Here is a 25990-nt window from a genome sequence, read left to right as displayed (position 1 = left end):
CCTCAGGCCACCGACAGCGCCATCATTCCGAACTCGCCCAGCCGCACCGGCACGGCGCCGCGCGCCACCATGCGGTCGAGCGCGCGGGTGCCGTCGCCCGCCCTGACGTCCACCGCGCGCATCGCTTCCGGCACCACGATGGTGTCGAAGCCCTCTTCCAGCGCGTCGGTCACGGTATTCAGCACGCAGTAGTCGGTGGCCAGGCCGCACACGGTGACGCGGCCGACGCCGCGCGCGCGCAGCTGGGCCGCCAGGTCGGTGCCGGCAAAGGCCGAATAGGCGTCGACCGCCGCGGTGTCGGCCTTCGAGACGACGATGGCGTCGTCCGGCAGGGCCAGCTCGGCGGTGAATTCGGCGCCCGGCGTACCGGCCACGCAATGCGGTGGCCAGGGGCCGCCCTGGGCCGTGAACGAGCAATGGTCGCCCGGGTGCCAGTCGCGCGAGGCATAGACCGCCAGGCCCTGTTCGCGGAACAGTTCGATCAGGTGGTTGATCGGCGCGACGACTTCGTGTCCGTTGGCGACGCCGAGGGCGCCGCCGGGGAGGAAGTCGACTTGCAGGTCGATGATCAAGAGGGCGTCGGTGTTATCGAGATGGATGGCGCTCATATTTTTTCCACTGGCTTGAGGCACAGGATTCCGTGCTTCGACAACACTATAGCGTATTCGACAGTACAACTTCGGCCGCTCGGCATGGGGAAAAGAGCCCGCTGGGCTCTTTTCGCTTTCGCGGGAACGGCGGTATTAATGCCGATGCGCCGGATCCGGATCCAGCGCCCCCAGCCTGTCCAGGATCGCCGCCGCGCGCGCGGCCTGGGCGGCGTCGCCGGCGTTCACCGTGATCTGGCAGTCGTGCACATCGGTCTGGTCGATCGGCGCATAGGTATAGCGGTAATCGGTGTCGCCCCGGACACCGGGGTCACCGACCGAAAAATTGCCCCGCACGCCGCCGGTCTCGTCGATGCGGACCTTGACCTCGACGTCGTCGGCCGGGATGCCGGCGGCGAGCAGCTCATTGCGCGCCTCTTCGGCGGCGCTCGGGTGGATGAAGGTCCGCACAATCACATTTTCCATAGCCATGGCTTTGCTCCAACAAATGATTCGGTCCGGTCCACCGTACCAGAAACGGTCGCCGCGCGGCGCTCGCGCCAGCGCCGGTTGCGCACAGGGATTGCCAAAAAGTTACATGTGTGTCTCGTGCGTCACAGATTTTTAAAACCAGTACAATCAAGCAACACTCGAGTCCAGGGTGGCAAGAAACCCAGCCTTTCAAACGCTTACGGAGACAGACAAGAATGCACACATCGGCCCGGATCGCTTCCTCCCGTCCACTTGCCACGACTGCCATGCATGGGCGGGTGGAAGCCTTGCGTGCGGAGGGTCAGCCGGTCATCGATTTTTCGATCGCGATCTCGCACTTCCCGGCGCCGCGGCCAGTGCTGGACGCGGTCGCCCACGCGGTCGAACGCGAGCGCACCATGCCCTATACCAGCGTGGTCGGCGCCCTCGACGTGCGCGCCCGCCTGGCCGCCAAGCTGCGCGAGGAGAACGGCATCGAGGCGTCCGCCTCCGAGATCATCGTCACCAACGGCGCCAAGCAGGCGCTGTACGAAGCCCTGTACACGATCGCCGATCCGGGGGACAGCGTGCTGATCTTCAAGCCGCACTGGCCGGCCTATGTCGCCACCTCCCAGCTGCTGGGCCTGCGCCCCATCCTGGTCGACCTGCCGGACGCCATCACGCCGCAGCTGCTGGACAGTCTGGAAATCCCGAAGGTCGTCATCATCAATAACCCGCACAACCCGACCGGCAAGGTGTACACTCGCGACGAACTGGAACACATTCGTGCCTGGGTGGAACGTATTGGGGCCAAGGTGATCGTCGACGAAAGTTACGAGCACCTGATCTTCGAAGGCGAACACACCAGCCTTGCCGCGCTGTGCGACTGGCGGAAGATCGGTGTCATCACCATCTTCTCCGCCTCGCAGAGCTACGCGATGATGGGTTGGCGGGTCGGCTTCGCGCTGGCCCCGGCCGATGTGGTCGACGCGATGCAGACGCTGCAGGGACCGATCACGGCCGCCGCGCCCCACCTCTCGCAGGTGGCGGCCGTCGCCGCTTTCGCCACCGGCGCGCCCCACGAGATGATGGCGGACTACCGCCAGCGGCGCGACCTGGCGGTGAGGCTGTTTGCCGAGGTCCCCTGGATCGTCATGCACGCGCCGGCATCCGGCCCGTACCTGTGGGGAGACGTGCGCAGCCTGACGATGGATACCGTCGGCTTCGCAGAGCGCCTGATCGAAGACAAGAAAGTGGCCATCATGCCCGGCGACGCGCTGGGCGTACCGGGCTTTATCCGCCTCGGCTACATTTCCGACGACGTGGCGACGCTGCGCGACGGCATTCGCAGGATTGTGGAATTCGGCGATTTGAAGAAATAGATAATGACATCTGGGTTGGGCCGCAGCTTCGCGCAGGGCCGTTTTCGCTTGAACAGCCTGCGCAGCAGGCTCATGTTGCTGGTAGCGCTGGCGATGATGCCGCTGGCCGTGATGACGATCCTGTCGGGCATCCGCGAGCGCGAGCATGCCATCAAGGCTTCCGAGGAAAACCTGCGCCGCCTTACCGGCATGGCGGCCGCCAACGAGGGCCAGTCGATCGAGGGCGCGCGCCAGATCCTGGTCGACCTGGCGTCCGTGCCGGACCTCATGGGCGATACCGCCAAATGCACCTCGCTGCTGTCGGATGTCCTCGACCGCAACGAGGGCTTCGTCAACTTCGGCCTGATCCAGCTGAACGGCGACGTGACCTGCTCCGCCGTGCCCCTGCTCCACCCGGTCAACCTGGGCGACCGCAGCCACTTCCGCCGCGCGATCTCGGAGCGCCGCTTCATCGCCGGCGACTACGTGTTCGGCCGCGTGATCAAGAAGCACACCATCAACCTGACCTATCCGGTGATCGACCGCACCGGCAAGGTCCTGGCCGTGGTGTTCGCGGCGATGGACCTGGAAGGCCTGGACACCTTCATCAACGACATCAACCTGCCGCCCGGCTCGGTGCTGGCGACCGCCGACGCGCGCGGCAGCGTGATCTCGCGCCGTCCCGACCCGGAACGCTATTTCGGCACCCGCCTGTCGCCCGCCACGCTGGAGGCGATGTCCACCGCCGGCCAGCGCGCCGTGACCATCCGCGGCGACGACGGCGTCGAGCGCCTGCACACCTTCGCCCGCGTCGGCGCCCCGGCCCTGACCGACTACACCGTCACGATCGGCATCCCGACCGACACCATCACCTCGGCCGCGCGCCACGACCAGCTGATGTCGCTGCTGGGCCTGGCCGCGACCACCCTGCTGGCCCTGCTGGCGGCCTGGCTGGTGGGCGACGTCCTGATCGTGCAGCGGGTGCGCAAGCTGATGGGCACCGCCGAGCGCATCGCCGCCGGCGACCTCGACGCCCGCTCCGGCATCGACTACGCCAACGAGGAGATCGGCAACCTGGCCCAGGCCCTCGACCGCATGGCCGCCTCGCTGCAGAAGAAGGAATCCGCGCGCTCGCTGGCCGAACGCGAGCTGCGCGCCGCCGACCAGCGCAAGGACGAATTCCTGGCGATGCTGGCGCACGAGCTGCGCAACCCGCTGGCGCCGATCAGCACCGGCGCCCACCTCCTGAAGCTGCTCCACTCGGATAACACCCAGATCACCCAGACCTGCTCGATCATCGTGCGCCAGGTCGACCACATGACCAGCCTGGTGGACGACCTGCTGGACGTCTCGCGGGTCACGCGCGGCCTGGTGTCGCTGTCGACCCAGGTACTGGACCTGCGCCGCGTGGTCGACGACGCCGCCGAGCAGATCCGCCCATTGGTCACCGCGCGCCGCCACCGCCTGGTGATCGACCTGCCGCCCGAGCCGGCCCACGTCAAGGGCGACCACAAGCGCCTGGTGCAGGTGATCGCCAACCTGCTGAACAACTCGACCAAGTACACGCCGGAAGGCGGCTCGCTGCAGCTGCGCCTGGACGCCAGCGGCGAGGAATACGTGCTGACGGTGCAGGACGACGGCATCGGCATGGACCCGGTGCTGGTGGAGCGCGTGTTCGACCTGTTCACCCAGGCCGAACGCACCCCGGACCGCTCGCAGGGCGGCCTCGGACTGGGCCTGGCCCTCGTCAAGAGCCTGATCGAGCTGCACGGCGGCAGCGTGTCCGCCTACAGTCCGGGCCTGGGCAAGGGCTCGACCTTCACGGTGCGCCTGCCGCGCTACAGCCAGGACGTGGTGCTGGCCGCGCAGCCGGCCGGCGAGCGCGCGGACAACGGCGCCGTCCCGCTGCGCATCCTGCTGGTGGACGACAACGTCGACGCCGTCCACACCCTGCAGCTGTTCCTGCACTCTGCCGGCCACGAAGTCGAGGTCGCGTATTCGGCCGGCGACGCGCTGGCGCTGGCCAAAACCATGGCGCCGGAAGTCTGCCTGCTCGACATCGGCCTGCCCGACTTCGACGGCAACGAGCTGGCGCGCCGCCTGCGCATGCTGCCCGAGGCCAGCAACGCGACCCTGATCGCGATGACCGGCTACGGCCGCCAGCAGGACCGCGACGCCTCGATGGCGGCCGGCTTCGACCACTACCTGGTCAAGCCCGTCAATACGACCCAGCTGTCCGACATCCTGGCGGCGGCCGCGGAGGCGAACATCAAGCGCTAAGGTTCTAAAGTCCGGCGCTCAGCCGCCGCATCCCTTATCATCGGGTTTTGACAAGGAGGTAAGCGGATGGAGTCGGTCGAAGTCGTCCTGGCAATGCTGCTCGCGGTGATCGTCAGCGGGTGGGTGGGACGAATGCTGCCGTTCGCGATCCCGCTGCCGCTGATCCAGATCGCCCTGGGCGCCGTCATCTCGGGCATGTTTCACCATGGGGTTGCGCTCGAACCCGACATCTTCTTCCTGCTCTTCCTTCCGCCGCTGCTGTTCCTGGATGGCTGGCGCATCCCGAAGGTCGGCCTGTTCCGCGACAAGGGCACGATCCTCGAACTGGCCTTCGGCCTGGTGCTGTTCACCGTCGTCGGCGCCGGCTTCCTGATGCACTGGCTGATTCCCGCGCTGCCGCTGCCGGTCGCCTTCGCGCTGGCGGCCATCGTCGCGCCCACCGATCCGGTGGCGGTGTCCGCGATCACCAGCCGGATTCCTGTGCCGCCGCGCCTGATGCACATCATCGAAGGCGAGAGCCTGCTGAACGACGCCAGCGGCCTGGTGTGCTTCCGCTTCGCGGTGGCGGCCGCCGTCACCGGGGTGTTCTCGCCGACCCAGGCCGCCCTCACCTTCCTGTGGGTGGCGCTGGCCGGCGTCGGCGCCGGGGTCACCGTCACCTGGGCCATCTCGCGCCTGCACAACTTCCTGCTGCGCCGCTTCGGCGAGGACGAAGGCATGCCGATCCTGATCAACCTGCTGACGCCCTTCGGCGCCTACCTGGCGGCGGAACACATCGGCGCATCCGGCATCCTGGCCGCGGTGGCGGCCGGCGTCACGATGAGCTATGTGGAGCTGGGCGGCTCGGCCACGCCCTCCACCCGCATCCGCCGCAACGTCATCTGGGACGCCCTGCAGTTCAGCCTGAACGGCGTGATGTTCGTGCTGCTCGGCGAACAGCTGCCGGACATCGCGCGCGGCGCCCTGCACCCGCCCGGCGGCGGCGCGCCCTTCGATCCGTGGTGGCTGGCCGGGAACGCGCTGGCGCTCAGCCTGGGCCTGGTGCTGCTGCGCTTCATCTGGGTCTGGGTCTCGCTGCGTCTCACCATCCTGAACCAGCGCCGGCTGGGCCAGCAGGTGTTCAAGCCGCGCATGCGCCTGATCCTGGCGACGTCCTTCGCCGGCGTGCGCGGCGCCCTCACCATGGCCGGCGTGCTGACCCTGCCGCTGGTGCTGGAAGACGGCACGCCCTTCCCGGGCCGCGAGCTGGCGATCCTGTTGGCCAGCGCGGTGATCGTGGTCTCCCTGCTGCTGGCCAGCGTGGCCCTGCCGCGCCTGCTGCGCGGACTGGAAGTGCCGCCCGAGACCTCCGCCGAGCAGGAGGAAGACCGCGCCCGCCACGCCGCCGTGCTGGCCGCCGTCGACGCGGTCGAACAGGCCGCCCGCCGGCACACCGGCGCCGACAGCGAAGTGCAGGCCAACGCCAGCACCACGGTGATCAACCTCTACCGCAACCGCCTGCGCAACATCCAGCTGGGCGACGGCGCCGGTCCCGACGTCCACGCGGCGCGCAAGGCCGAGCGCGACTACCGCCTGACCGCCCTGCGCGCCGAGCGCGACACCATCCTGCGCCTGGGCCGCCGCGGCGAAATCTCCGACGAGACGGCGCGTAAACTCCTGCGCGAAATCGACCTGGTGGAGGCGCGCTACCGGGAAGCCTGAGGGCCGCCGGCATCAGTGGTGCAGTTCGGTCCTCGGCGAGGCCTGGGCGGCCGGTTCGGGCAGGAAGGCCTGCACGGTCGACGCGGTATCGGTCAGCGCCTGGCAGCGCACCATCTGGCCGTCGCGGATGGTGAACACATGCACCCAGGGCGAGTCGAGGCGGCGTCCGGTCGACCTCACCAGCCAGCTGGCTTCGCCCATGGCCACCACCTTGTCCCCTTCCGCAATGAAGTCCAGCGGTTCGAAGCGGATCGCCTGCATGTTCTCGCCCAGCTTGGTAAAGAAGTCGGCGAGTCCCTGCCTGCCGTGGAAGTGTCCCGAGAAGGGAACCAGTTCCGATTCCGGACTGATCCAGTCCGAATCGTCGCTGCTGTGCGCGAGGATGCCCGGGATGTCGCCCTGCTGGAACATCCGGTAGAGCTGCTGGACCATCTGTTTGTTTTCTTCGGCGCTCATGGTGTCTCTCCAGTGGATCGGCCTCGGACGGCAATCGCGGCTGGTCATGCCGGGGATGGTCGATCAAAGCAGCCTAGTACGCTTGCAGGAGAAGTCAAGCCAGCATTTCAGGCGCCGGAATCCGCAGTTCGTCGCAAAATGCTGACTTTACTTTTCGTTAACTGTACATTATCTCTAGGGCAACAATTTTTATAACCTGGAGAAACGCCGATGCTATCCATCAAGCAGCTCAACAAGACGTATGCGAATGGCGTCAAAGCCATCAACAATGTCAGTCTCGAGATCCCGAACGGCATGTTCGGCCTGCTCGGTCCGAACGGCGCCGGCAAGTCCTCGCTGATGCGCACCATCGCGACGCTGCAGGATCCCGATAGCGGCAGCATCCATTTCAACGGTCTCGACGTCCTCGCGAACAAGGAAGGCCTGCTGCGCCAGCTCGGCTACCTGCCCCAGGATTTCGGCGTCTATCCGAAAGTCAGCGCCGAGAAGCTGCTGAACCACTTCGCCGTGCTCAAGGGCCTGACCGCCAAGGGCGAACGCAAGGAAGCGGTCGACGCCCTGCTGCACCAGACCAATCTGTGGGACGCCCGCAAGCGTTTGCTGGGCACCTATTCCGGCGGCATGCGCCAGCGCTTCGGCATCGCCCAGGCCCTGCTCGGCGCGCCGCGCCTGGTGATCGTCGACGAGCCGACCGCCGGCCTCGACCCCGACGAGCGCAACCGCTTCCTCAACCTGCTGGCCAGGATCGGCGAGCAGGTGGTCGTCATCCTGTCCACCCACATCGTCGAGGACGTGACCGACCTGTGCCCGCGCATGGCGATGATCGCCAAGGGCACCGTGCTGCTGCAGGGCGAACCCCAGGCCGCGATCGACACGCTCAAGGGCCGCGTGTGGCGCCGCACCGTCAGCCAGGAAGCGCTGGCCGACTACCAGGAACGCTTCAACGTGCTGTCGACCCGCTTGGTGGCCGGCCGCCCGCAGATCAACGTCTACGCCGAAACGCAGCCGGACGACGGCTTCACGAGCGTCGAGCCGGACCTCGAAGACGTCTACTTCCAGCAGATCCGCAACGCCGGCCGGGCCGCCGGACCGGCGCCGGCCGCCGCCTCGCCCGCTCCCGCGGTCCCGGCTTAAGGAGCGGCCATGTTGAGAGAATTCTTCAGCTTCGAGCTGGGCACCCAGCTGCGCCAGCCCCTGCTGTGGGTCTGCGCGCTGGTCTTCGGCGCCCTGGCCTTCGGCGCCAGCACCACCGACGCGGTCCAGGTCGGCGGCAGCATCGGCAACGTGAACCGCAACGCGCCGGTGGTGGTCGCCCAGATGCTCGGCATCTTCAGCCTGATGTCGATGTTCGTCGTCACCATCTTCATTGCCGGCACCGTGCTGCGCGATGCGGAAGTCGGCATCGCCGACATGCTGTTCGCGACCCCGATGAAGAAGCGCGACTACCTGGTCGGCCGCTTCGGTGCCGGCCTGGTGGCCTGCCTGTTCATCTTCGCCGTGATCGTCATCGGCATGATCGTCGGGCCGCTGATGCCCTGGGTCGATCCGCAGCGCGTCGGCCCCTTCGCCGGCGCCGCCTACCTGTGGGCGCTGGGCGTGCTGGTGGTGCCCAACCTGTTCTTCATCGGCGCCGTGCTGATGCTGCTGGCCTCGACCACGCGCTCGATCATGCTGGTGTACGTCGGCGTACTGGCCTTCTTCGTCCTGTGGGTCGTGGCCGGCAAGTTCACCGCCAACATCGACAACGAATGGATCGCCGTCCTGACCGACCCCTTCGGCATCCGCGCGCTGGGCCGCGCCACCCGCTACTTCTCGACCGCCGAGGCGAATGCCGGCCTGCCCGACCTCAAAGGCTACATGCTGGCCAACCGCCTGCTCTGGACCGCCGTCGCGCTGGCGCTGTTCGGCCTGACCCTGGTCCTGTTCAAGCCGCAGCGCGCCGGCACCGGCAAGCGCCTGTTCGGCAAGGCAAAGGCGCCGGCACCAAGCGCCGCCATGCCGGCCCACGTGGCCCTGCCGCGCATCGAGCCTCGCTTTACCCGCACCACCCGCTGGATCCAGTGCTGGCACATCTTTACCTTCGATGCCGTGGCGGTGTTCAGGAGCGTGCCCTTCCTCGTGATGCTGCTGTTCGGCGTATTGAACATGGTCGGTTCCGGCTCCCAGATGGGCAAGATCTTCGGCACCTCGGTCTACCCGATGACCCACCTGATGGTCGAACTGCTGAACAACAGCTTCAACTTCCTGCTGCTGATCATCGTGACCTTCTATGCCGGCGAGCTGGTGTTCAAGGAGCGCCAGGTGAAGATTGCCGACGTCACCGATGCGACCCCGGTGCCGAACTGGGCGCCGCTGGTGGCCAAGAGCCTGGCCGTGGTGGGCGTGGTGCTGGCCTTCATGCTGGCCGGCGTTCTGACCGCGATCGGGATCCAGCTGGTCAAGGGCGGCGCGCCGATCGAGCCGCTGGTGTACCTGAAGGGCGTCCTGATCTCCGGCCTGCCCTTCATCCTCATGGGCCTGTTCGCGGTCGTGCTGCAGGTGATCACCAACAACAAGTTCATCGGCTACCTGCTGATGATCCTGCTGATGGTGTCGCAGATCGTCATGGGCGTCATGCACCTGGACCACAACCTGTACAGCATCGACGGCCTGCCGCGGACCCCGTACTCGGACATGAACGGCTACGGCCACTTCATCACGGGCTGGGCCTGGTTCGCGCTGTACTGGACCCTGTTCACCGTCGCCTCCTTGATCCTCGCCCAGGCCTTCTGGGTGCGCGGGCTGTCGGTCGAGTGGCGCTTCCGCGCGCGCGAAGCCCGCCGCCGCCTCAAGGGTCCCCTGGGCGCGGCGCTGGCCGCATGCGGCATCGCCTTCGCCGGCGCGGGCGGCTGGATCTTCTACAACACGAACGTCCTGGCGCACTACGAGGCCGGCGACGTGGCGATGGACAAGCAGGCGCAGTACGAAAAAACCTACCGCAAGTACAAGGACCTGCCGCATGCGAAGATCACGGACGTGCATGCCGCGGTGGACATCTATCCGGAACAGCGCCACGTGAGGATCAAGGGCAGCTACATCCTCGAGAACAAGACCGGCAAGCCGCTCGACACCCTGCGCCTGCAGCTCAACCCCGATGTCGAGACCACCCTCTCCGGCCTGCCGGCCCACCGGGTCGAGCTGGACGACAAGAAGTTCGGTTTCCGGATCATCAAGCTGGCGCAGGCCCTGCCGCCGGGCGGACGCCTGCCGCTGGATTTCGTCGTCGACGTGCGCCGTCCCGGCTTCCAGAACAACGGCGAGGCCGACACGATCAACCTGAACGGCAGCTTCTTCAACAACCGCGCCTTCTTCCCGCTGATTGGCTACCAGCCGGACCAGGAGCTGAGGGACCGCAACGAACGCTGCAAGCGCGGCCTGGGCGAACCCGAGCGCATGGCCAAGCTGGAGGACAAGGCGGCGCAGGCGAACTCGATGTTCGGCGCGGATGCGGACTGGATCAATTTCGAGACCACCGTCTCGACCAGCGGCGACCAGATCGCGCTGGCGCCGGGCTACCTGCAGAAGTCGTGGAAGGAAAACGGCCGCAACTACTTCCAGTACAAGATGGACCGGAAGATGATGCCCTTCTTCGCCTATCTGTCCGCCAGCTGGCAGGTGAAGAAAGGCGACTGGCACGGCATCCCGATCGAGATCTACTACGACCGCAAGCACGCGTACAACGTGGACCGCATGATCTCGGCCACGCAGAAGTCGCTGGACTACTACACGGCCCAGTTCACGCCCTACCAGCACAAGCAGGTGCGGATCCTGGAATTCCCGAACTACGCCAGCTTCGCCCAGTCGTTCGCCAACACGATCCCGTTCTCGGAGTCGATCGGCTTCATCGCCGACCTGCGCGACAAGGAGGACATCGACTACGTGTTCTACGTGACGGCCCACGAGATGGCGCACCAATGGTGGGGCCACCAGGTGACCGCCGCCAACGTGCAGGGTTCGAGCATGCTGATCGAATCGCTGTCGCAGTACTCGGCGCTGATGGTGATGGAGAAGGAATACGGCCGCGGCCAGATGCGCCGCTTCCTGCGCTACGAACTCGATCGCTACCTGAGCTCGCGCGGCAGCGAGAAGATCGAGGAACTGCCGCTGATGCGCGTGGAGAACCAGCAGTACATCCACTACCGCAAGGGCAGCCTGGTCTTCTACCGCCTGCGCGACGAGATCGGCGAAGAAGCGCTGAACCGCGCGCTCAAGCGCTTCCTCCAGGACAAGGGCTACCAGGAGTCGCCGTTCACGACCTCCGCCGAGCTGCTCGGCTACATCCGCGCCGAAGCGCCGGCGGACAAGCAGGCCCTGATCACCGACCTGTTCGAGAAGATCGTCTTCTACGATAACCGCGTGCTCGAGGCGAAGGCGAAGCGGCGCGCCGACGGCCAGTGGGACGTGACCATGAAGCTGCACCTGGCGAAGATGGAAGCCGACGGCAAGGGCAAGGAAAGCGCGCGTGCCTATGACGAGCCGGTGGAGATTGGCGTGTTTGCGCGCGCCAAGGGAGCGAAGGAGGCGGACGAGAAGGTGCTGTTGCTGGAGAAGCGCAAGCTGTCGGGCGACAATCCGGTGCTGACCGTGACGGTGAAAGACAAACCCTTCGAGGTCGGGGTCGATCCGTATAACAAGATGATCGACCGGGTGCCGCGCGATAATCGCAAGGAGGTCGGATTCGACTGAGGCATGATGAACAGGCATTGCGGACAGGGTGTCGCGCTCGGTCGCCTGGCCCCGGTCGGCAAGCTGCTTGCCGAGGGCCGGTTCGCGGTCGCCAGCCAGGCCCGGCATCCAATCGCTGTACAATCGGCATGATCGCTGCCGGCATCGTCCTGACGATCCGCGCTTGAACTTTCCTGGACAACCATGCCTGAACATCTAGCACCTCGACGGGTCTTGCTTGCCGGTGCCACAGGGCTGGTCGGAGGGCATATCCTCCGCGCCCTGCTGGACGACCGGACGGTGAGCGACATTCATGTGCTCAGCCGGCGGCCCCTCGCCGAAGCCGATCCCAGGGTGCGGGTCCAACTCGTGGATTTCACCCGCCTGCCGGCCTTGCCCAGGGTGGATGAGGTCTACCTGGCGCTCGGCACGACGATCCGGGTCGCCGGAAGCCAGCAGGCGTTCCGGGCCGTCGACCTGGAGGCCAACCTTGCCGTCGCCCGGGCTGCAATCGCGGCGGGCGCCTCGCGCGCCGCCCTGGTGAGCGCCGTCGGCGCCGACGCCGCATCGCCGGTGTTCTACAACCGCGTCAAAGGCGAACTGGAGGATGCGCTCAAGACCCTGTATCCGAACCTGCTGATCGCCCACCCCTCTCTCCTGCTTGGCGATCGGGATCGCTTGAAACAGCCGACGCGATGGGGCGAAAAGATCGCCATGCCCTTTGCCCGGATGCTCGGTCCCTTCGTGCCCGGCCGCTACGCGCCGGTCGAAGCCAGCGCCGTGGCGGCCGCGCTGGTGCGAACGCTTCCCTTGACGCAGGGCTTGAGGGTACTTGCTTCCGATGAGCTTGCGAGGATCGGCAGCGCTGCAAAGCCTGGGCCTTGAACCGGCGAGGCCGGCTCGCCGTCGCCACCCGCCGCCCGCCGGTGACGACAGGCTATTTCGGCGATCGGCCCACCAGGGAAACAAGCTGGCTGTGCCGCGCCGCCAGCTCCCGCTCGAGCATGACATCGCGGCCATAGATATCCGCGGCAAAGCGCGGACTCCCCTTGCCGTCGACGGTGGCGGTCGCGTAGAACAGCACGACGGGCACCGGGCGGGCCAGGTCCACATGCCGGGTCGGCCCCGGCTGCAGGGCGCCCTCGACGGCATCGGCATTCCACTGGCGCTGCCCGGCCAGCACATAGCGCGCCAGCGCAGCCGGATCCTCGACCCGGATGCAGCCATGCGACAGGTCGCGCCGGCTGCGCTTGAACAGCTCGCGCGCCGGGGTCGAGTGCAGGTAGATGTCCATCGGGTTCGGCATCGCGAACTTGATCGCGCCGAGCGAGTTCTTCGGCCCCGGACGCTGCCGCAGGCGCGCCCGGCCTGCCTGGAGGTCGGCGACGCTGGCGTTGGGCGGCACCGTCTCCAGCTCGTTCTGCTTCAGATAGGCGGGATTGCGCTGCAATTTGGGCAGGATTTCCCTGTCGAGGATGCTGCGCGGGACGTTCCAGTAGGGGTTGAACTCGAGGTAGCGCATCTGGCCGACGAACAGCGGCGTTTCCGTCTTCGCGGAGGTGCCGACCACGACCCGCATCTCGAGCGGCGGCTCGGCGCTGCCCCGCGGTTGCGCCCACAGCCGGTAAGCCGGCAAGTCGACCACGATCAGCGGACCGGAACCGATATCCGGCAGCCAGCGCAGGCGCTCCAGCGTCAATTCGAGCTGGCGCACGCGCAGCGTCGGCGACACATTGAGCGCGTCGATGGTGCCGCGGCCCAGCACGCCATCCTCATCCAGGCCGTGACGGGCCTGGAAGCGCCGCACGCCCTCTTTCATCCGCGCGGCGTAGATGCCGTCGGGCGGCGGCGTCTCGGGCGGCAGGTCGCCCAGCAGCACCAGGCGCTTGTACAGGGCCTTTGCATCCGCATAGGCGCCGCCGGGAGTGACCTTGGCCTGGGGTTTCGTCAGCGCCGGCCAGGGCTGCCTGGCCAGCTCGCGGTAATGCGCCAGCGCGGCCCTGACCTGCCCGTACTGCCCGAACTGCGGCTCGGCCGCCTGCACCGCCGCCTGCAGCTTGCCGGCGGCCAGCCCGGTTCGCAGGCGTTCGACCGGATCGTACTGCTTCAGGCGCGCATCGGGCAGGCGGGTGTGATATTCGGAACGCACGCGGCCGACGCGCAGGTCGGCCAGGTAGCGCAGCATCGCCGCCGTGAGCGCGACGTCGAAGCGGGCGGTGTCGGCCTCGCCGGCGAGCAGCTGCCGCTGCAGCGTATCGGCACTGTAGTCGCGCGGATCCAGGCCCTGCACCCTCGCCTGGCGCAGCACCCACAATGCGGCCGCAGCCGTCGACGTCGTCCAGGCGGGGGCATACTTGCGCGGAGCGTAGAAACGGTCGAGCCAGCCGCGTTCGTCGTAGGGCCCCGTCGGCGCGGCCGGCGATTGGGCGGCCTGAACGGCCAGGCTGCGGATGGTGGCGGGGACGGGCTGCGCGAGGGTGGGACGGGGAGCGAGCGCCACGGCTGCACAGAACGCGAGCGCGGCGCCGATTTTCAGGCTGGGCTTCATTGATGCTTTCGGACTTCGGCAAGACTACGTTACCGGTCAGCATCATACTCTTTGGGTCCGGGGATGCCCAGCGGGAATACGCTTGCCCTTACGACATGCAACAAGCTAGCGTAAGCATTTGCCTCCAGGACAATAATCGCCCTCGGCGCCCTCTTCCACGAAGACGCCAGCTTCGTAAACCGCTTCGGCCACTACTTCCGCGGCGTGGACGCCATCGTCAAGCTGCACGCCCCGATCCACGCCACCATCTACAGCGACTCCAGCCTGGTGAACGAGTTGATCGACGTGGTTCCGATCGGTGACGATGCGGCCGTAGTGCACTTCTGGAGCCGTCTCACGGCCGGCGCCGCGCACCCGGCCGGGGCGCACGCCGTCGACACGCTGATCCTGGCCGTTCTCACGCGGCAGGCCGGCGCATGGCGCATCAAGGCGCTCGAGAACGTTACCCTGACGAATCCTCGTACCGGCGAAACCGTCCTGCGGGAACACAGCAGTTTTTGATTCGGCCTCGGCGCCGCCCGATGCAAGCCGGCCGCGCAAGGTGCGCTCCCGTACGGAGCGCCCGCTCCGACCGCGTAGACTTCGCATGACCGCCGGTGGGCACCGCGTGCCCCACCGGCGACGGTTTGCATGTCGAACGGGAGCATCATGAAGAGCGATACCGACCTGGAAGAACGCGCATCGGGCAGCGACCCGATACCGAACAGCGATCCGCCCGCCGCGGCCAAGGCGGCCGGCCTGCGCTACGTGCACGACGACCGCCCCGGCATCCGCCGCGAGCCGGACAAGGAGGGCTTTCGTTATCTCGACGCCCGCGGCGATCCGGTCGAGGACGAGGCCACGCTCAAGCGCATCAAGTCGCTGGCCATTCCGCCGGCCTGGACTGAGGTCTGGATCTGCCCCCAGGCCAACGGCCACCTGCAGGCCACCGGGCGCGATGTGCGCGGGCGCAAGCAGTACCGCTACCACCCCAAGTGGCGCGAGGTGCGCGACGAGGTGAAATACGAGCGCATGATCAAGTTCGGCAAGGCCCTGCCGCAGATCCGCAAGGAAGTCGACCGCGCCCTGAGCCTGCCCGGGCTGCCGCGCGAAAAGGTGCTGGCGACCATCGTCTACCTGCTCGAAGCGACCATGATGCGCATCGGGAATGACGAGTATGCGCGCGAGAACAAGTCCTACGGCCTGACCACGCTGCGCAACCGCCACGTGAAGATCGACGGCAGCGAGGTCGAGTTCCGCTTCCGCGGCAAGAGCGGGGTCTACCATGACGTCAAGGTGAACGACCGGCGCCTGGCGCGCATCGTCCAGCGCAGCCGCGACCTGCCGGGCCAGGACCTGTTCCAGTATCTCGACGAGGACGGCGAAACGCACACCATCGGCTCCGCCGACGTCAACGACTACCTGCGCGAGATCAGCGGCGAAGACTACACGGCCAAGGACTTCCGCACCTGGTCGGGCACGGTGCTGGCCGCGATCGCGCTGCAGGAATTCGAGAAATTCGATTCCGAGGCCCAGGCCAAGAAGAACGTGGTGCGCGCCATCGAGACGGTGGCCGAAAAGCTCGGCAACACGCCCTCGGTGTGCCGCAAGTGCTATGTCCATCCGGCCGTGCTGGAGTCGTATATGGACGGCACCATGGTCGAAGGCCTGCTCGCGCGCGCCGAGGAAACGCTGGCCGAAGACTTGCAGGACCTGCAGCCCGAGGAGGCGGCCGTGCTGGCCTTGCTGCAGCAGCGCCTGGCACAGGACGTGCCGGCGGAACCCAGGAAAGTGCAGCACACGCGCAAGGCCGCGTGATCCCAAACGACCAGGAAAGGAAGCAGCATGCCAGCAAGTATCGAGCTCGTGGCCGAATTCGGGCACCAGGTGACCGGCGTCTCGGTCTCGGAAACCGGACGCATCTTCGTCAACTTCCCGCGCTGGACCGAGGACAGCGCCGTCTCGGTGGCGGAGCTGAGGGACGGCGGCCTCAAGCCCTACCCCGACGAGGAATGGAACGCCTGGCGCAATGCGAAGAAGGACGAGATCACGCCGGACGACCACTGGGTCTGCGTGCAGAGCGTGGTGGCGGACCAGCGCGGCAGCCTGTGGGTGCTGGATCCGGCGGCGCCGGCCCAGGCCCATGTGGTGTCGAAAGGGCCGAAACTGGTGAGGATCGACCTCGCCAGCGACAAGGTCGCGCAGACGATCGCCTTCGACGAGGACGCCGCGCCGCAGGGCTCCTACCTGAACGACGTGCGCTTCTCGCAGGACGGCAAGTACGCCTTCATCACCGATTCGGGCGTCCGGGGCGCGCTGCTGGTGGTCGACATCGCGGCCGGCAAGGCGGTGCGCGTGCTGGACGGCCATCCGTCCACGCAGATGAAAAAGGGACTGAAGGTGAAGCTTGAGGGCAAGGAGTTGCGCCGCCCGGACGGACGCGGCGTCGAGTTCTCGGCCGACGGCATCGAGCTGTCCAAGGACGGCGATTACCTGTACTGGCAGGCGATCAAGGGCGATGAGCTGTACCGCATCCCGACCGCCGCCCTGCTAGGTGCCGGTTTGAAGGGCGAAGACGTGTCGGGCCAGGTCGAGCAGTACGGCATCAACGGCGTCAACGACGGCCTGCTGATCTCGCGCGGCACCGACGACATGTACCTCACCTCGGTCCAGGACAATGCCATCAAGGTGCGCAAGCTGTCCGACGGTCCGCAGGCCGAGGCGAAATTCGTGGTGCAGGACGAGCGCCTGCGCTGGCCGGATACTTTCAGCCAGGGCCCGGACGGCACGGTCTACGTCACCACGTCGCACATCCAGGATTCGGCCTTCTTCAAGCCGGATGCGCCGCCGGCGCTGCCGACGCAGCTCTGGAAGCTGCGCTTCGCAGGCTGAGGGGCGCGCTCAGGCGCCGCTGACGACAGGGGCAGCGGCCTGGGCGGGCTGCGGCGCGGCGGCATGCGCCTGCAGGCCGATGCTGGCAAGCGCCACCAGGGCCGCCAGGATGGTCAGCACGCGCAGGCGGCGATAGCGGGTGGAAGGCAGGGAGTGTCTCATCTTGTTATCCTAGTTTTGGTATTTACGTACTGCTAGCCAATCAGCATACCAAAGCCTCCCTCGCCCAAAATACGCGAATTGTAACGAGTGCCGGGAACGCAACACTCGACTAGAATACGGCTGCCCCGACTCCTTTTCGCGCCGATGCCATTTACCCTGCTGCTGCCGGTCTTCCTGCTCGCCGGCCTCGGCGCCCTGCTCGTGAAACTGCCCTGGCTGCGTCCCGGATGGCATACGGGCGTGACCGAACTGACGGCGAAATTCCTGGTGCCGGCGCTGCTGTTCGCCAGCGCCTGGCGCACCGGCATCCCACCCTCGCTGTCCTGGAAAGTTCTGTGCGCCTTCTACCTGCCGCTCGGCTTCCTGTTCGCCGGGGCGCGCCTGTTCGCCGGGCGCGCCGGCACCGGCGCCGCGGCGGCCCTGGCGGCCACCTATTCGAACACGGTATTCGTCGGCGTACCGGTGCTGATCCAGGTGCTCGGTGAAGGCAGCCTGCAATTCGCCTATCCGGTGATCGCCTTCCACAGCCTGTGCTGCTTCACGCTGTATCACCTGAGCGAGGAAGGCGGACCCTCCGGCTGGCTCGGGCCGGTCGCCAATACGCTGAAGAACCCGATCGTGGCGGCGCTGCTGCTGGGCCTCGCGCTGAATCTCGCCCACGTAATGCTGCCGCCGGCGCTGCTGCGCGTGATCGACATGCTGGGCGCGGCCGCCCTGCCCTGCGCCCTGCTGTCGCTGGGGGCCTCGGTGGCCTCGCTGGCGCCGGGACGCTGGCTTGCCACCGGCGCCATCGTGCTGGCCAAGCTGGTCTTCCTGCCGCTGGGCGTGATGCTGCTGTCGGTGTTCGTGTTCAAGCTGCCGCCGGCGGCGGCGATGGTGCTGATCGTGCTGGCTTCCTGCCCGGTCGGCGTCAACGCCGCCTTCGTGGTCAGGCCGGCCGGCGGCGGCGCCCAGCTGGTGAATTCGGCCATCCTGCTGTCCAGCCTCCTGTGCGCGGCCACCATCCCGGCCTGGCTGTGGCTATTGCGCCATTTCTGAGGCCAGCCCCGAGGCCAGCCCGAAGGCGCCTTCGCGCAGCAGGCCGCGCACGATGCGGAAGCGCCAGACCCGCTCGACCGGCGGCATCTGGTCGGGATCGGCCGCGGCCCAGTCGATGTCGGCCAATCCCTGCAGCTGCAGCAGGTCGCCACTGGCGAAATCGGCCAGCACGATGGCGGCGCGCGGCTCGGCGATGAAATTCCCGAGCGTGTTGAAGTAGCGGTTGCCGTTGTAGTCGGGCACCGTCAGCACGCCGCTTTCCAGCCCCGCGAAGCCGGGCGGGCCGCCGCGGTGCGAGATGTCCAGCCCGGCCGCGGCGCCCTGCACGGCGGCACCGCTGGCGCTGGCCACGAACAGGGTGCCGCAGGCCGCCAGCATCTCGCGCGCACGCGCCGGCAACCCGGTCCCGAATGCCGTCACCGCGCCGGGCGTGCGCGCCACCGGCGCCAGGCTGCGCACCTGGATGTAGCGCGGACAGTTGCCGAAGGACTGGACCACGTCCACCGAAAAACCATCGTCACTCACCCGGCCGACGACGCCGTTCAGGCGATTGCGGCGGCGCGTGCCGAGGTCGATGCCGAGCAGGCCGGCCGGCGCTCCCGCATGCAGATGCGCGCGCACCGGGTCGCCGGACTGCGGCAAGGCGGCGATGCTGAGCTGCGCCGGGTCCGGCGAACTGGCGAAGCCCGGCGGCCCTTCCACCAGGGTGGCGAGCGGCCAGCCCTCGGCATCAGGCACGGCGGCGCAGACGAAGCGCAGCAGAGGGAAGAAGGCGCGATGCTGTTCCGGCATGCGGGTGCGGATCGGCGCAGCGGCCGGCGCCGCTCCCGCCAGGCGCTGGGCCTGCAGCTCGCCGGCGTGGAAAGGCAGGGCGATGCGGTCGTTGTCCATGGCCGCCACCTCAGTCCGCGGGCATCGGCACGAAGCCGGGCAAGGCCTGCATGCGGGCGATCCAGGCGCGCACCCGCGGGTAGGCATCCAGCGCGATGCCGCCTTCTGGCGCGTGGGCGATGTAGGCGTAACAGGCCAGGTCGGCGACGGTCGTCGCGGCGCCGGCCAGCCAGTCCCGCGCGCCCAGCTCCTCTTCCATCAGGCCGAGCACCCGGGCGGCGAGGCGCTGCGCCAGCGCGGCCGGCACGCCGGTATCGAAGAAGCGCGCGTTGATGCGGGCGGCGGCCGGGCCGTAGGCGATCTCGCCGGCGGCCAGCGACAGCCAGCGCTGCACGCGCGCCGCGCCGACCGGGTCGTCCGGCAGCCAGTTGCTGCCGGGGGCGTAGCGCCTGGCCAGGTAGACGAGGATGGCATTGCTGTCGGCCAGCGCCAGGCCATCGTCTTCCAGCACCGGGATCTGGCCGAGCGGATTCAGGCCGCGGAATGCGGGCGACTGGCGCACCGCGGCCGGGCTGTCGACGAATTCATGGGGCAGGTCGAGCAGGTGCAGGAAGAGCATGACCCGGTGGGTATGGCCGGACAGGCGGGTGCCGTGGAGGATGCGTGCTGGCTGTTCCATGGTGGTCTCGTTTCTCGTTTCTCGTCATGTGATCGGAGATGCCATCCTAGGCCCATTGCCTTATTGCGAGAATCCAGCATAATCGCAATTCACCATTTCGACACTCGCAATAATGGACCGATTCGACGAGCTGGAGGTGCTGGTCGCCATCCTCGACACCGGGAGCATGGCGGCCGCCGCGCGCAAGCTGGGCCGCTCGCCGGCCGCCGTGACCCGCGTGCTGGGTGCCCTGGAAGCGCGTGCCGGCGCCCGCCTTCTCGAGCGCAGCACCCGCCGCCTGACGCCCACGGAGGCCGGACTGCGCCTGGCCGAACAGGCGCGCCGCCTGCTGGCCGATTACGAGGCCGCGCTGGATGCCGAGGAAACCTCGACGCCGCGCGGACTGCTGCGCATCGCCGCGCCGAACGTGTTCGGGCGCCGCCACGTGGCGCCGGTCGTCACGCGCTTCCTGTCCGCCTATCCGGACGTGCAGGCCGAGTTGCTGCTGTCGGACCGCAACGTCGACCTGATCGAGGAAGGCATCGACGCCGCCGTGCGCATCGGCCCCTTGACCAACCTGAGCCTGGTGGCGCGCCGCCTGGGCGAGGTACGCCGGGTGACGGTGGCCAGTCCCGCCTACCTGGCGCGGCGCGGGACGCCGGCGACGCCCGCCGACCTGTCCACGCACGAACTGATCATGTCGACCTCGGTGCGCAGCGTGGCCGAATGGCGTTTCCGCTCGGGCGCCCACGAGCAGGTGGTACGCTACAGCCCGCGCCTGCGCGTGAACGACGTCGAGGCCATGCTATCAAGCGCCTGCGACGGCTTCGGCATCGCCCGCGCCCTGTCCTACCAGGTCGAGCCCCTGCTGCGCGCCGGCAGCCTGCAGCGCCTGCTGCGGGACTACGAGCCGGAACCGCTGCCGGTCCACCTGGTGCTGCCGAGCAGCCGCCACATGCCGGCGCGGCTGCGCGCCTTCGTCGATTTCGCCGTCAAGGAGTTGCGCCAGGATTCCGCGCCGGGCTAGGCGCTCAGTGCGGTTTCAGGCTCGACCTCCGGCGCCGCCTTCTTGCGGTGCGCCGACGCGCAGGACAGCACGCCGCCCAGCAGCAGCGCCATCGCCAGCCATTCCAGTCCGCTCGGCCAGCGCTGCTCCCACAAGAAGCCGTACAACAGCGCGAACAGGGTCTCGAAGACGATCATCTGTCCGGTCATGGTCAGCGGCAGCAGGCGGCTGGCGTGGTTCCACAGGGCGTTGCCGACCACCGAGCACAGGATCGCGACCGTGGTGACGATGCCGGCGAAGCTCCACCAGGCCGAGGACGCATGCACGCCCGGATGCAGGATGAAGGCCGGCACCGCCAGCAGCACCGCCTGGGCGCCGGTGACGACGCCGACCAGCAGGCTCCAGTCCTGTGCCGAGATCCCCTTCAGGCGGGTCAGTTCACGGCTGTTGACGACCGCGTACCAGGTCCACGCGGCCAGCGAACCTGCCGCGCACAGCAGGCCGAGCAGGGATCCCTGCAGCGAGCCATGCTGGGGCGCCGACAGCGACTGCCAGCTGATGCAGACCAGCCCCGCCACGCCCAGCGCCAGCGAGGGCAGCAGGCGCAGCAGGGGCGCGGCATCGGCATCGCGCCGGCCGGCCAGGGTCACGGTGACCGGCAACAGGCCGATGATGAGCGAAGTCATCGCCACACCGCCCAGCAGCACCGCATTCGCCAGGAACACGTAATAGATGATGTTGCCGGCAAGGCTGAGCAGGGCCAGGGTTTTCCATTCGCGCCAGCCCAGCAGGGGCCGCACGCGCCGCCACGAAGGCGCCAGCAGGCTTGCTGCGACCAGGCCGTAGGCCAGGTAGCGGCCGGCCGACAGCTGGATCGGCTGGAAGCCGCGCGTCAGTTCCGGTGTGAGAAAGACCAGGCCCCAGAAGGCGCCGGCCAGGATGCTCGCGCCAATGCCGAGCCAGTGATGTCGTACAAGCATGTTCTACCAACCTCCCGAGTCCGGAATGATCTCCGGACTACCCCGGGATTGTCTTGACCGGCCCTGCTATTGTTTTGACGTATTCTCCAGGCCGGCTTCCCGGTGCCGGCGCCGGTAGGCCGCCGGCGTCATGCCGGTGGCCTTGCGCAGCGCCCGCGTCAGCGCGCTCTGTTCCGAAAAGCCGCTCCGTAACGCCAGCTCGGCGATCGGCACATCGGTGCGCGCCAGCCATTCGCGCACGCGGGCAAGGCGGTGTTCCAGCAGCCAGGCATGCGGCGTGGTGTCGTGCTCCTCGCGGAACAGCGCGTGCAGGCGGCTGACGCTGCAGCCCAGCGAGTTCGCCATCGAGCCGGTGCTCCACGCCAGTCCCGGCTCGGCCTCGATGCGGGCCAGCAGCGCGGCCAGGCGCGAACTCGGACGCGGCGCGTCCAGGGCCAGGGTGTCGAGCAGCAGCGGCACCCAGCCCTGCAGCACCGATGGCGCCACGGCGCCGCCGTCGGCCATCAGCGCCATGAACTCGACCAGCTTGCGCGAGGCCGCGCCGAGCGGCGCGAAGGGGCGCTCGAACAGACGCCCGGCGGTAGCGGCGTCAAGCGCTTCGGTGCCGATGTCGACGATGATCGAGCGGTTGGAAGCATTGCCGTGCTGGGCATGCCAGGCGCCGGGGGCGACGAAACCGGCGCGCAGCGGATCCAGCACGCCCTCCCGTCCTTCGACCTCGAGCAGCAGCTCGCCCTTCAGCGGCAGCACCAGTTGGGCGAATTCGTGGCGATCGGGCGCGCTGGGCTGGCCGTAACTGCGCAGGTGGAGGTCGACGGAAGAAGGCATCGGCCGAGTGTAGCATGTGGACCCCGGGGCCCGCTGGAGGCGCCCCGGGGACATCCTGTCCGGCGCGTCATGCGTCAGGACGGATGTTGTGATTGAAGCGGAACAGGTTGTCCGGGTCGTACTGGCGCTTGATGTCGACCAGGCGCGCGTAGTTCGGGCCGTAGGCCTCGTGGATGCGCCCCCCTTCGTCCTGGGTCAGGAAGTTGATGTAGACGCTGCCGGCGGCATACGGTGCGGCGGCGCCGAAGAATTCGCGCGCCCAGGAGATCACCTTGCCGTCGTCCGCCGCCTCCGTCCAGCGGCCGTGGACGTTCATCGCGAACTGCACGTTGCGGTGCGGGTAGGCGGTGGCGTCCGGTGGAAGCGTATTCGCCTTGCCGCCGATCAGGCCGAGGAAGATCTCGCAATGCGGCGTCGGCAGCGAAGCGGCATAGCGCAGCACGACGTCGATGGCCTCGTCGGACAGATGGGTGAAGTTGTGCGATTTCCAGTAATTGCGGGCGCCCGGGGCCAGCAGCGGGTCGAAGGTCTTCTGCCACGCCTCGTAGGGCATCGCGCCGACGTGCTCGCCCACCGCCTGGCCGCAGGCGCGCACCCGCTCCACCAGCGGCGCCACCGCATCCATGGGCTGCGGCGAGAACAGCGCCAGCGCCACGATGTCGCTGCCGTGCACCTCGGGCGCCAGGAAAGGCAGGGGCGGCGCCTGGCGCAGCACGGCCCACACGCTCATTTCGTCCGGCAGGGTGTCGACCAGGTCGCGGTAGCGGCGCATCACCTCGCGCCCCTGCGCGGCCGAAAACACGACCAGCCCGGCCGTGACCTCGGGTCCGACCGGGTGCAGGGCGAACTGGAACAGCGTCACCACGCCGAAATTGCCGCCGCCGCCGCGGATGGCCCAGAACAGGTCCGGCTCGTCCTGGGCGCTGGCCCAGTGCCGCCGGCCGTCCGCGGTGACGACCTCGGCGCCGACCAGGCTGTCGACCGCCAGCCCGTACATGCGGCTGAGCCAGCCGAAGCCGCCGCCCAGGGTCAGGCCGCCCGCGCCTGTCGTGGAATTGATGCCGAGCGGCACCGCCAGCCCGCAGGACTGGGTTTCGTGGTCGACGTCGGACAGCAGCGCACCGCCGCTCACCCAGGCCAGGCGCGAGCGCGGGTCCACGTGGACGTCGCGCATGCCCGACAGGTCGATCACCAGGCCGTCATCGCACAACGCGCTGCCGGCGATATTGTGCCCGCCGCCGCGCACCGCCAGCGGCAAACCGTTGTCGCGCGCGAAGCCGACCGCCGCCACCACGTCGGCGGTGCCGGAACAGCGCGCGACCAGGGCCGGACGGCGGTCGATCATGCCATTCCAGATCGCGCGCGCGTCGTCGTAGCCGGGGTTGCCCGGCTGCAGCACCGGCCCCCGCAGCGTGGCCTTGAATGCATCGACCACTTCGTTTTTCATATTGGTCATGCTCCACCTCCACCAAAGAGGACGCCACAGGGCGCCATCCATGCAGCATAGGTGCTATCGGGGGATGTGCAAGCGGAGAAGTGGTCGAGGCATCAGAGCCGCACCAGGCGCCCGCCGTCGACGCGGATGGCGTCGCCGCAGATGAAGGCGGCAGCGGGCCCGGCCAGGAAGGCGATGGCGGCGGCGATGTCGTCCGGCGAGCCGATGTCGGCCTTGTTGATGGTCTCGGCGCCGGAGCGCACGTTCGGGTTATCCCACAGCATCGGCGTATCGACCGCACCCGGCAGCACGGCGTTCACACGGATGCCCTTGGGCTTGCCCTCCAGCGCGGCCGAGCGGGTCAGCGACAGCAGCGCCGTCTTGGCCGCCGCGTAAGGCGCGACCAGGGGCTCGGTCCTGATCGCATGCACGCTGGAGACGTTCACCACCGTGCCGCCCGTCTTCATCTTGAGGAAGGCCTGCTTGATGAAGAGGAAGGCGCCCAGCAGGTCGACGCCGAGGATGCGCTGCCAGTCCTCGACGGTCTGTTCCTCGATCGGCTTGAAGCTCATCAGGCCGGCATTGTTCACCAGGATGTCCCAGCGGCCGAAACCGGCGATGGCGGCGTCGGCCGCGGCCGCCACCTGGTCCTCGCGCGAGACGTCGCAGACGATGGTGGCGATGCGCTTGGGATCGGCCCCGGTGTCGGTGGCCAGCCGGCCCGCCGCATCGTCCAGCCGCTTCTGGTCGAGGTCGGCCAGCAGCACGCTGGCGCCCTCCCTCAGCAGCTGGCGCGCGGTGGCGTAGCCGATGCCACCCGCGGCGCCGGTGACGATGGCACTGCACTCATCGAGCTTCATGGCGACCTCCTTGTCGTTCAAATACGCTGATCGAACACCTGGCGCAGATAAGCAATGAACGTCTCATCCGTGCCCATGCCCTTGCCCGGGCTGTCGGACAGCTTGGCCACCGGCTGGCCATTGCAGCGCGTGAGCTTCATGACGATGTTCAGCGGCTCGAATTGCGTATCGTTGGTGAGCTTGGTGCCGATGCCGAAGCCGAGCTGCACGCGGTCGGCGAAATGGCGGTAGAGGTTCAAGGCTTTCGGCACCGACAGCGCGTCCGAGAACACCAGGCGCTTGGTGCGGGCGTCGATGCGCAGCTTGGTGTAATGGGCCAGCGCCTTCTCGCCCCATTCGACCGGATCGCCCGAGTCGTGGCGCAGGCCGTCGAAGAGCTTGGCGAAATACAGGTCGAAGTCGCGCAGGAAGGCGTCCATGCCGACCACGTCGGTCAGCGCGGTGCCGAGGTCGCCGCGGTATTCCTGCACCCAGTCTTCCAGCGCCTTCTTCTGGAAGTCGCGCAGGCGTACGTCGAAGGACTGGAAAGCCTGCATGTATTCGTGGGCCATGGTCCCGATCGGCACCAGGTTGAATTTCTTTGCCAGGTAGACGTTCGAGGTGCCCTTGAAGAACTGCGGCAGCTCGCGCGCCATGGTCCGCACCACTTCTTCGTGCCACTCGCCGGAAAAGCGGCGGCGTACGCCGAAGTCGAAGAAGTCGAAGGGATTCAGGCGCTTTGGCTCCGCATCGAAGGCGCGCAGTTCCTCGATCTTCTGGGCCAGGCGCCGCCGAGCCTCTTCCAGCGCGGCGGCCTGGTCGAAGCGGCGGAAATACAGCTCGTTGACGATGTAGAGGACGAAGATCTCGAAGCCCATCACGTGCACGACCGGACCGGTGGCGCGGATGCGCAGGTGGGGGCCGTCGGTCGTCACTTCGATGAACTTGCGCTGGAAGCGGAACAGGGTCAGGAAGTCGGCGAAGTCGCTCTTGATGAAGCGCAGCGAGCGCATGTACTCGACCTCGTCCTCCGTGAACATCATCCCGCACAGGTGATCGAGTTCGCGCTCGACTTCCTCCTTCAGCTCGGCCAGCGGAAAGGCCGGCGTGTTGCGGCACTTGAATTCGTACTCGCCGATGGCGTTCGGGTGCATGTGCAGGAAGGCCTGCCACATCGTGAATTTATAGAGGTCGGTTTCGATCAGGCTGCGGACGACTGGTTTCATTGAAGGTC

General features: G+C 67.8%; 22 protein-coding genes and 1 pseudogene. 11 read left to right on the top strand and 12 right to left on the bottom strand.

Translation table 11 applies throughout. The features are described 5' to 3' along the window. Nucleotides 1-2: 2 nt before the first annotated feature. Nucleotides 3-608 carry an isochorismatase family protein gene (locus AB4Z32_RS02800; RefSeq protein ID WP_441934150.1) on the bottom strand — a complete coding sequence of 202 codons (606 nt, stop codon included), beginning with the start codon at nt 606-608 and terminating at the stop codon, nt 3-5. A gap of 135 nt (nt 609-743) precedes the next feature. After that, nucleotides 744-1079, bottom strand: a complete 336-nt coding sequence (locus AB4Z32_RS02795; RefSeq protein ID WP_441934149.1) for a hypothetical protein — start codon at nt 1077-1079, stop codon at nt 744-746. Between the two features lie 278 nt (nt 1080-1357). Between AB4Z32_RS02795 and AB4Z32_RS02790 the strand changes: the two genes are divergently transcribed. From AB4Z32_RS02790 to AB4Z32_RS02780, 3 genes are all read left to right on the top strand, one after another. After that, complete coding sequence (locus AB4Z32_RS02790; protein WP_441934148.1) at nt 1358-2440, top strand: pyridoxal phosphate-dependent aminotransferase; 1083 nt, start codon at nt 1358-1360, stop codon at nt 2438-2440. 72 nt (nt 2441-2512) lie between these two features. Beyond that, on the top strand, nt 2513-4699 hold the full coding sequence (locus tag AB4Z32_RS02785; RefSeq protein ID WP_441934147.1) for a hybrid sensor histidine kinase/response regulator: 2187 nt from the start codon (nt 2513-2515) through the stop codon (nt 4697-4699). Between the two features lie 66 nt (nt 4700-4765). Beyond that, nucleotides 4766-6400 carry a Na+/H+ antiporter gene (locus AB4Z32_RS02780; RefSeq protein WP_441934145.1) on the top strand — a complete coding sequence of 545 codons (1635 nt, stop codon included), beginning with the start codon at nt 4766-4768 and terminating at the stop codon, nt 6398-6400. A 12-nt stretch (nt 6401-6412) separates the two neighbouring features. Here the strand turns inward: AB4Z32_RS02780 and AB4Z32_RS02775 are convergent, their stop codons facing one another. Next, entirely contained in the window at nt 6413-6856 is a 444-nt protein-coding gene (locus AB4Z32_RS02775) for a nuclear transport factor 2 family protein (protein WP_441934143.1), read from the bottom strand. 210 nt (nt 6857-7066) lie between these two features. On the opposite strand from AB4Z32_RS02775, the gene AB4Z32_RS02770 reads away from it, so the two are divergent. The 3 genes from AB4Z32_RS02770 (at nt 7067) to AB4Z32_RS02760 (ending at nt 12445) form a co-directional block, all read left to right on the top strand. Then, nucleotides 7067-7990: an ABC transporter ATP-binding protein gene (locus AB4Z32_RS02770; protein WP_441934141.1), complete on the top strand. Its 924-nt coding sequence runs from the start codon at nt 7067-7069 to the stop codon at nt 7988-7990. 9 nt (nt 7991-7999) lie between these two features. Further along, nucleotides 8000-11581 carry a M1 family aminopeptidase gene (locus AB4Z32_RS02765; RefSeq protein WP_441934139.1) on the top strand — a complete coding sequence of 1194 codons (3582 nt, stop codon included), beginning with the start codon at nt 8000-8002 and terminating at the stop codon, nt 11579-11581. A 183-nt stretch (nt 11582-11764) separates the two neighbouring features. After that, entirely contained in the window at nt 11765-12445 is a 681-nt protein-coding gene (locus AB4Z32_RS02760) for an NAD(P)H-binding protein (RefSeq protein ID WP_441934137.1), read from the top strand. Between the two features lie 52 nt (nt 12446-12497). Here the strand turns inward: AB4Z32_RS02760 and AB4Z32_RS02755 are convergent, their stop codons facing one another. Then, entirely contained in the window at nt 12498-14108 is a 1611-nt protein-coding gene (locus tag AB4Z32_RS02755) for a L,D-transpeptidase family protein (RefSeq protein WP_441934135.1), read from the bottom strand. Between the two features lie 126 nt (nt 14109-14234). Here AB4Z32_RS02755 and AB4Z32_RS02750 point away from each other — a divergent pair. From AB4Z32_RS02750 to AB4Z32_RS02740, 3 genes and pseudogenes are all read left to right on the top strand, one after another. Next, a pseudogene (locus AB4Z32_RS02750) lies at nt 14235-14609 on the top strand (SgcJ/EcaC family oxidoreductase); the annotation flags it as partial. Nucleotides 14610-14756: 147 nt separating this feature from the next. Next, nucleotides 14757-15905, top strand: coding sequence for a DNA topoisomerase IB (locus AB4Z32_RS02745; protein ID WP_441934133.1), 1149 nt, complete (start codon nt 14757-14759; stop codon nt 15903-15905). A 27-nt stretch (nt 15906-15932) separates the two neighbouring features. Continuing rightward, a complete protein-coding gene (locus AB4Z32_RS02740) occupies nt 15933-16979 on the top strand; it encodes an L-dopachrome tautomerase-related protein (RefSeq protein ID WP_441934131.1) in 1047 nt (348 codons plus the stop codon). 9 nt (nt 16980-16988) lie between these two features. Here AB4Z32_RS02740 and AB4Z32_RS02735 read toward each other — a convergent pair whose 3' ends face one another. Continuing rightward, nucleotides 16989-17141, bottom strand: coding sequence for a hypothetical protein (locus AB4Z32_RS02735; RefSeq protein ID WP_441934129.1), 153 nt, complete (start codon nt 17139-17141; stop codon nt 16989-16991). A 144-nt stretch (nt 17142-17285) separates the two neighbouring features. On the opposite strand from AB4Z32_RS02735, the gene AB4Z32_RS02730 reads away from it, so the two are divergent. Further along, complete coding sequence (locus AB4Z32_RS02730; protein ID WP_441934127.1) at nt 17286-18179, top strand: AEC family transporter; 894 nt, start codon at nt 17286-17288, stop codon at nt 18177-18179. Here AB4Z32_RS02730 and AB4Z32_RS02725 read toward each other — a convergent pair. Then, the gene (locus tag AB4Z32_RS02725) at nt 18162-19070 is read right to left on the bottom strand and encodes a pyridoxamine 5'-phosphate oxidase family protein (protein WP_441934125.1); all 909 of its coding nucleotides are present in this window, start codon (nt 19068-19070) and stop codon (nt 18162-18164) included. The genes AB4Z32_RS02730 and AB4Z32_RS02725 overlap by 18 nt on opposite strands. A gap of 10 nt (nt 19071-19080) precedes the next feature. Next, on the bottom strand, nt 19081-19689 hold the full coding sequence (locus tag AB4Z32_RS02720) for a glutathione S-transferase family protein (RefSeq protein ID WP_441934123.1): 609 nt from the start codon (nt 19687-19689) through the stop codon (nt 19081-19083). A 112-nt stretch (nt 19690-19801) separates the two neighbouring features. Here AB4Z32_RS02720 and AB4Z32_RS02715 point away from each other — a divergent pair, with 112 nt between their 5' ends. Further along, nucleotides 19802-20695, top strand: a complete 894-nt coding sequence (locus AB4Z32_RS02715) for a LysR family transcriptional regulator (protein ID WP_441934121.1) — start codon at nt 19802-19804, stop codon at nt 20693-20695. On the opposite strand, the gene AB4Z32_RS02710 is transcribed toward AB4Z32_RS02715, so the two are convergent. The 5 genes from AB4Z32_RS02710 to pncB all read right to left on the bottom strand — a co-directional run bounded on the left by AB4Z32_RS02710 (nt 20692) and on the right by pncB (nt 25982). Next, nucleotides 20692-21654 carry a DMT family transporter gene (locus tag AB4Z32_RS02710; protein WP_441934119.1) on the bottom strand — a complete coding sequence of 321 codons (963 nt, stop codon included), beginning with the start codon at nt 21652-21654 and terminating at the stop codon, nt 20692-20694. The genes AB4Z32_RS02715 and AB4Z32_RS02710 overlap by 4 nt on opposite strands. A gap of 66 nt (nt 21655-21720) precedes the next feature. Beyond that, nucleotides 21721-22482, bottom strand: a complete 762-nt coding sequence (locus AB4Z32_RS02705) for an AraC family transcriptional regulator (RefSeq protein WP_441934117.1) — start codon at nt 22480-22482, stop codon at nt 21721-21723. A gap of 67 nt (nt 22483-22549) precedes the next feature. Then, nucleotides 22550-23938: an FAD-binding oxidoreductase gene (locus tag AB4Z32_RS02700; protein WP_441934115.1), complete on the bottom strand. Its 1389-nt coding sequence runs from the start codon at nt 23936-23938 to the stop codon at nt 22550-22552. A 92-nt stretch (nt 23939-24030) separates the two neighbouring features. Continuing rightward, nucleotides 24031-24777, bottom strand: a complete 747-nt coding sequence (locus AB4Z32_RS02695; protein ID WP_441934113.1) for an SDR family NAD(P)-dependent oxidoreductase — start codon at nt 24775-24777, stop codon at nt 24031-24033. A gap of 17 nt (nt 24778-24794) precedes the next feature. Next, complete coding sequence (gene pncB, locus AB4Z32_RS02690) at nt 24795-25982, bottom strand: nicotinate phosphoribosyltransferase (RefSeq protein WP_441934111.1); 1188 nt, start codon at nt 25980-25982, stop codon at nt 24795-24797. Nucleotides 25983-25990: the final 8 nt, after the last annotated feature.

The sequence above is a fragment of the Massilia sp. 2TAF26 genome, assembly GCF_052115005.1.
Taxonomy (GTDB): domain Bacteria; phylum Pseudomonadota; class Gammaproteobacteria; order Burkholderiales; family Burkholderiaceae_D; genus Telluria.
The sequence above is the reverse complement of the archived record's forward strand: the minus strand, read 5'-3'. Positions and strand labels throughout refer to the sequence as shown.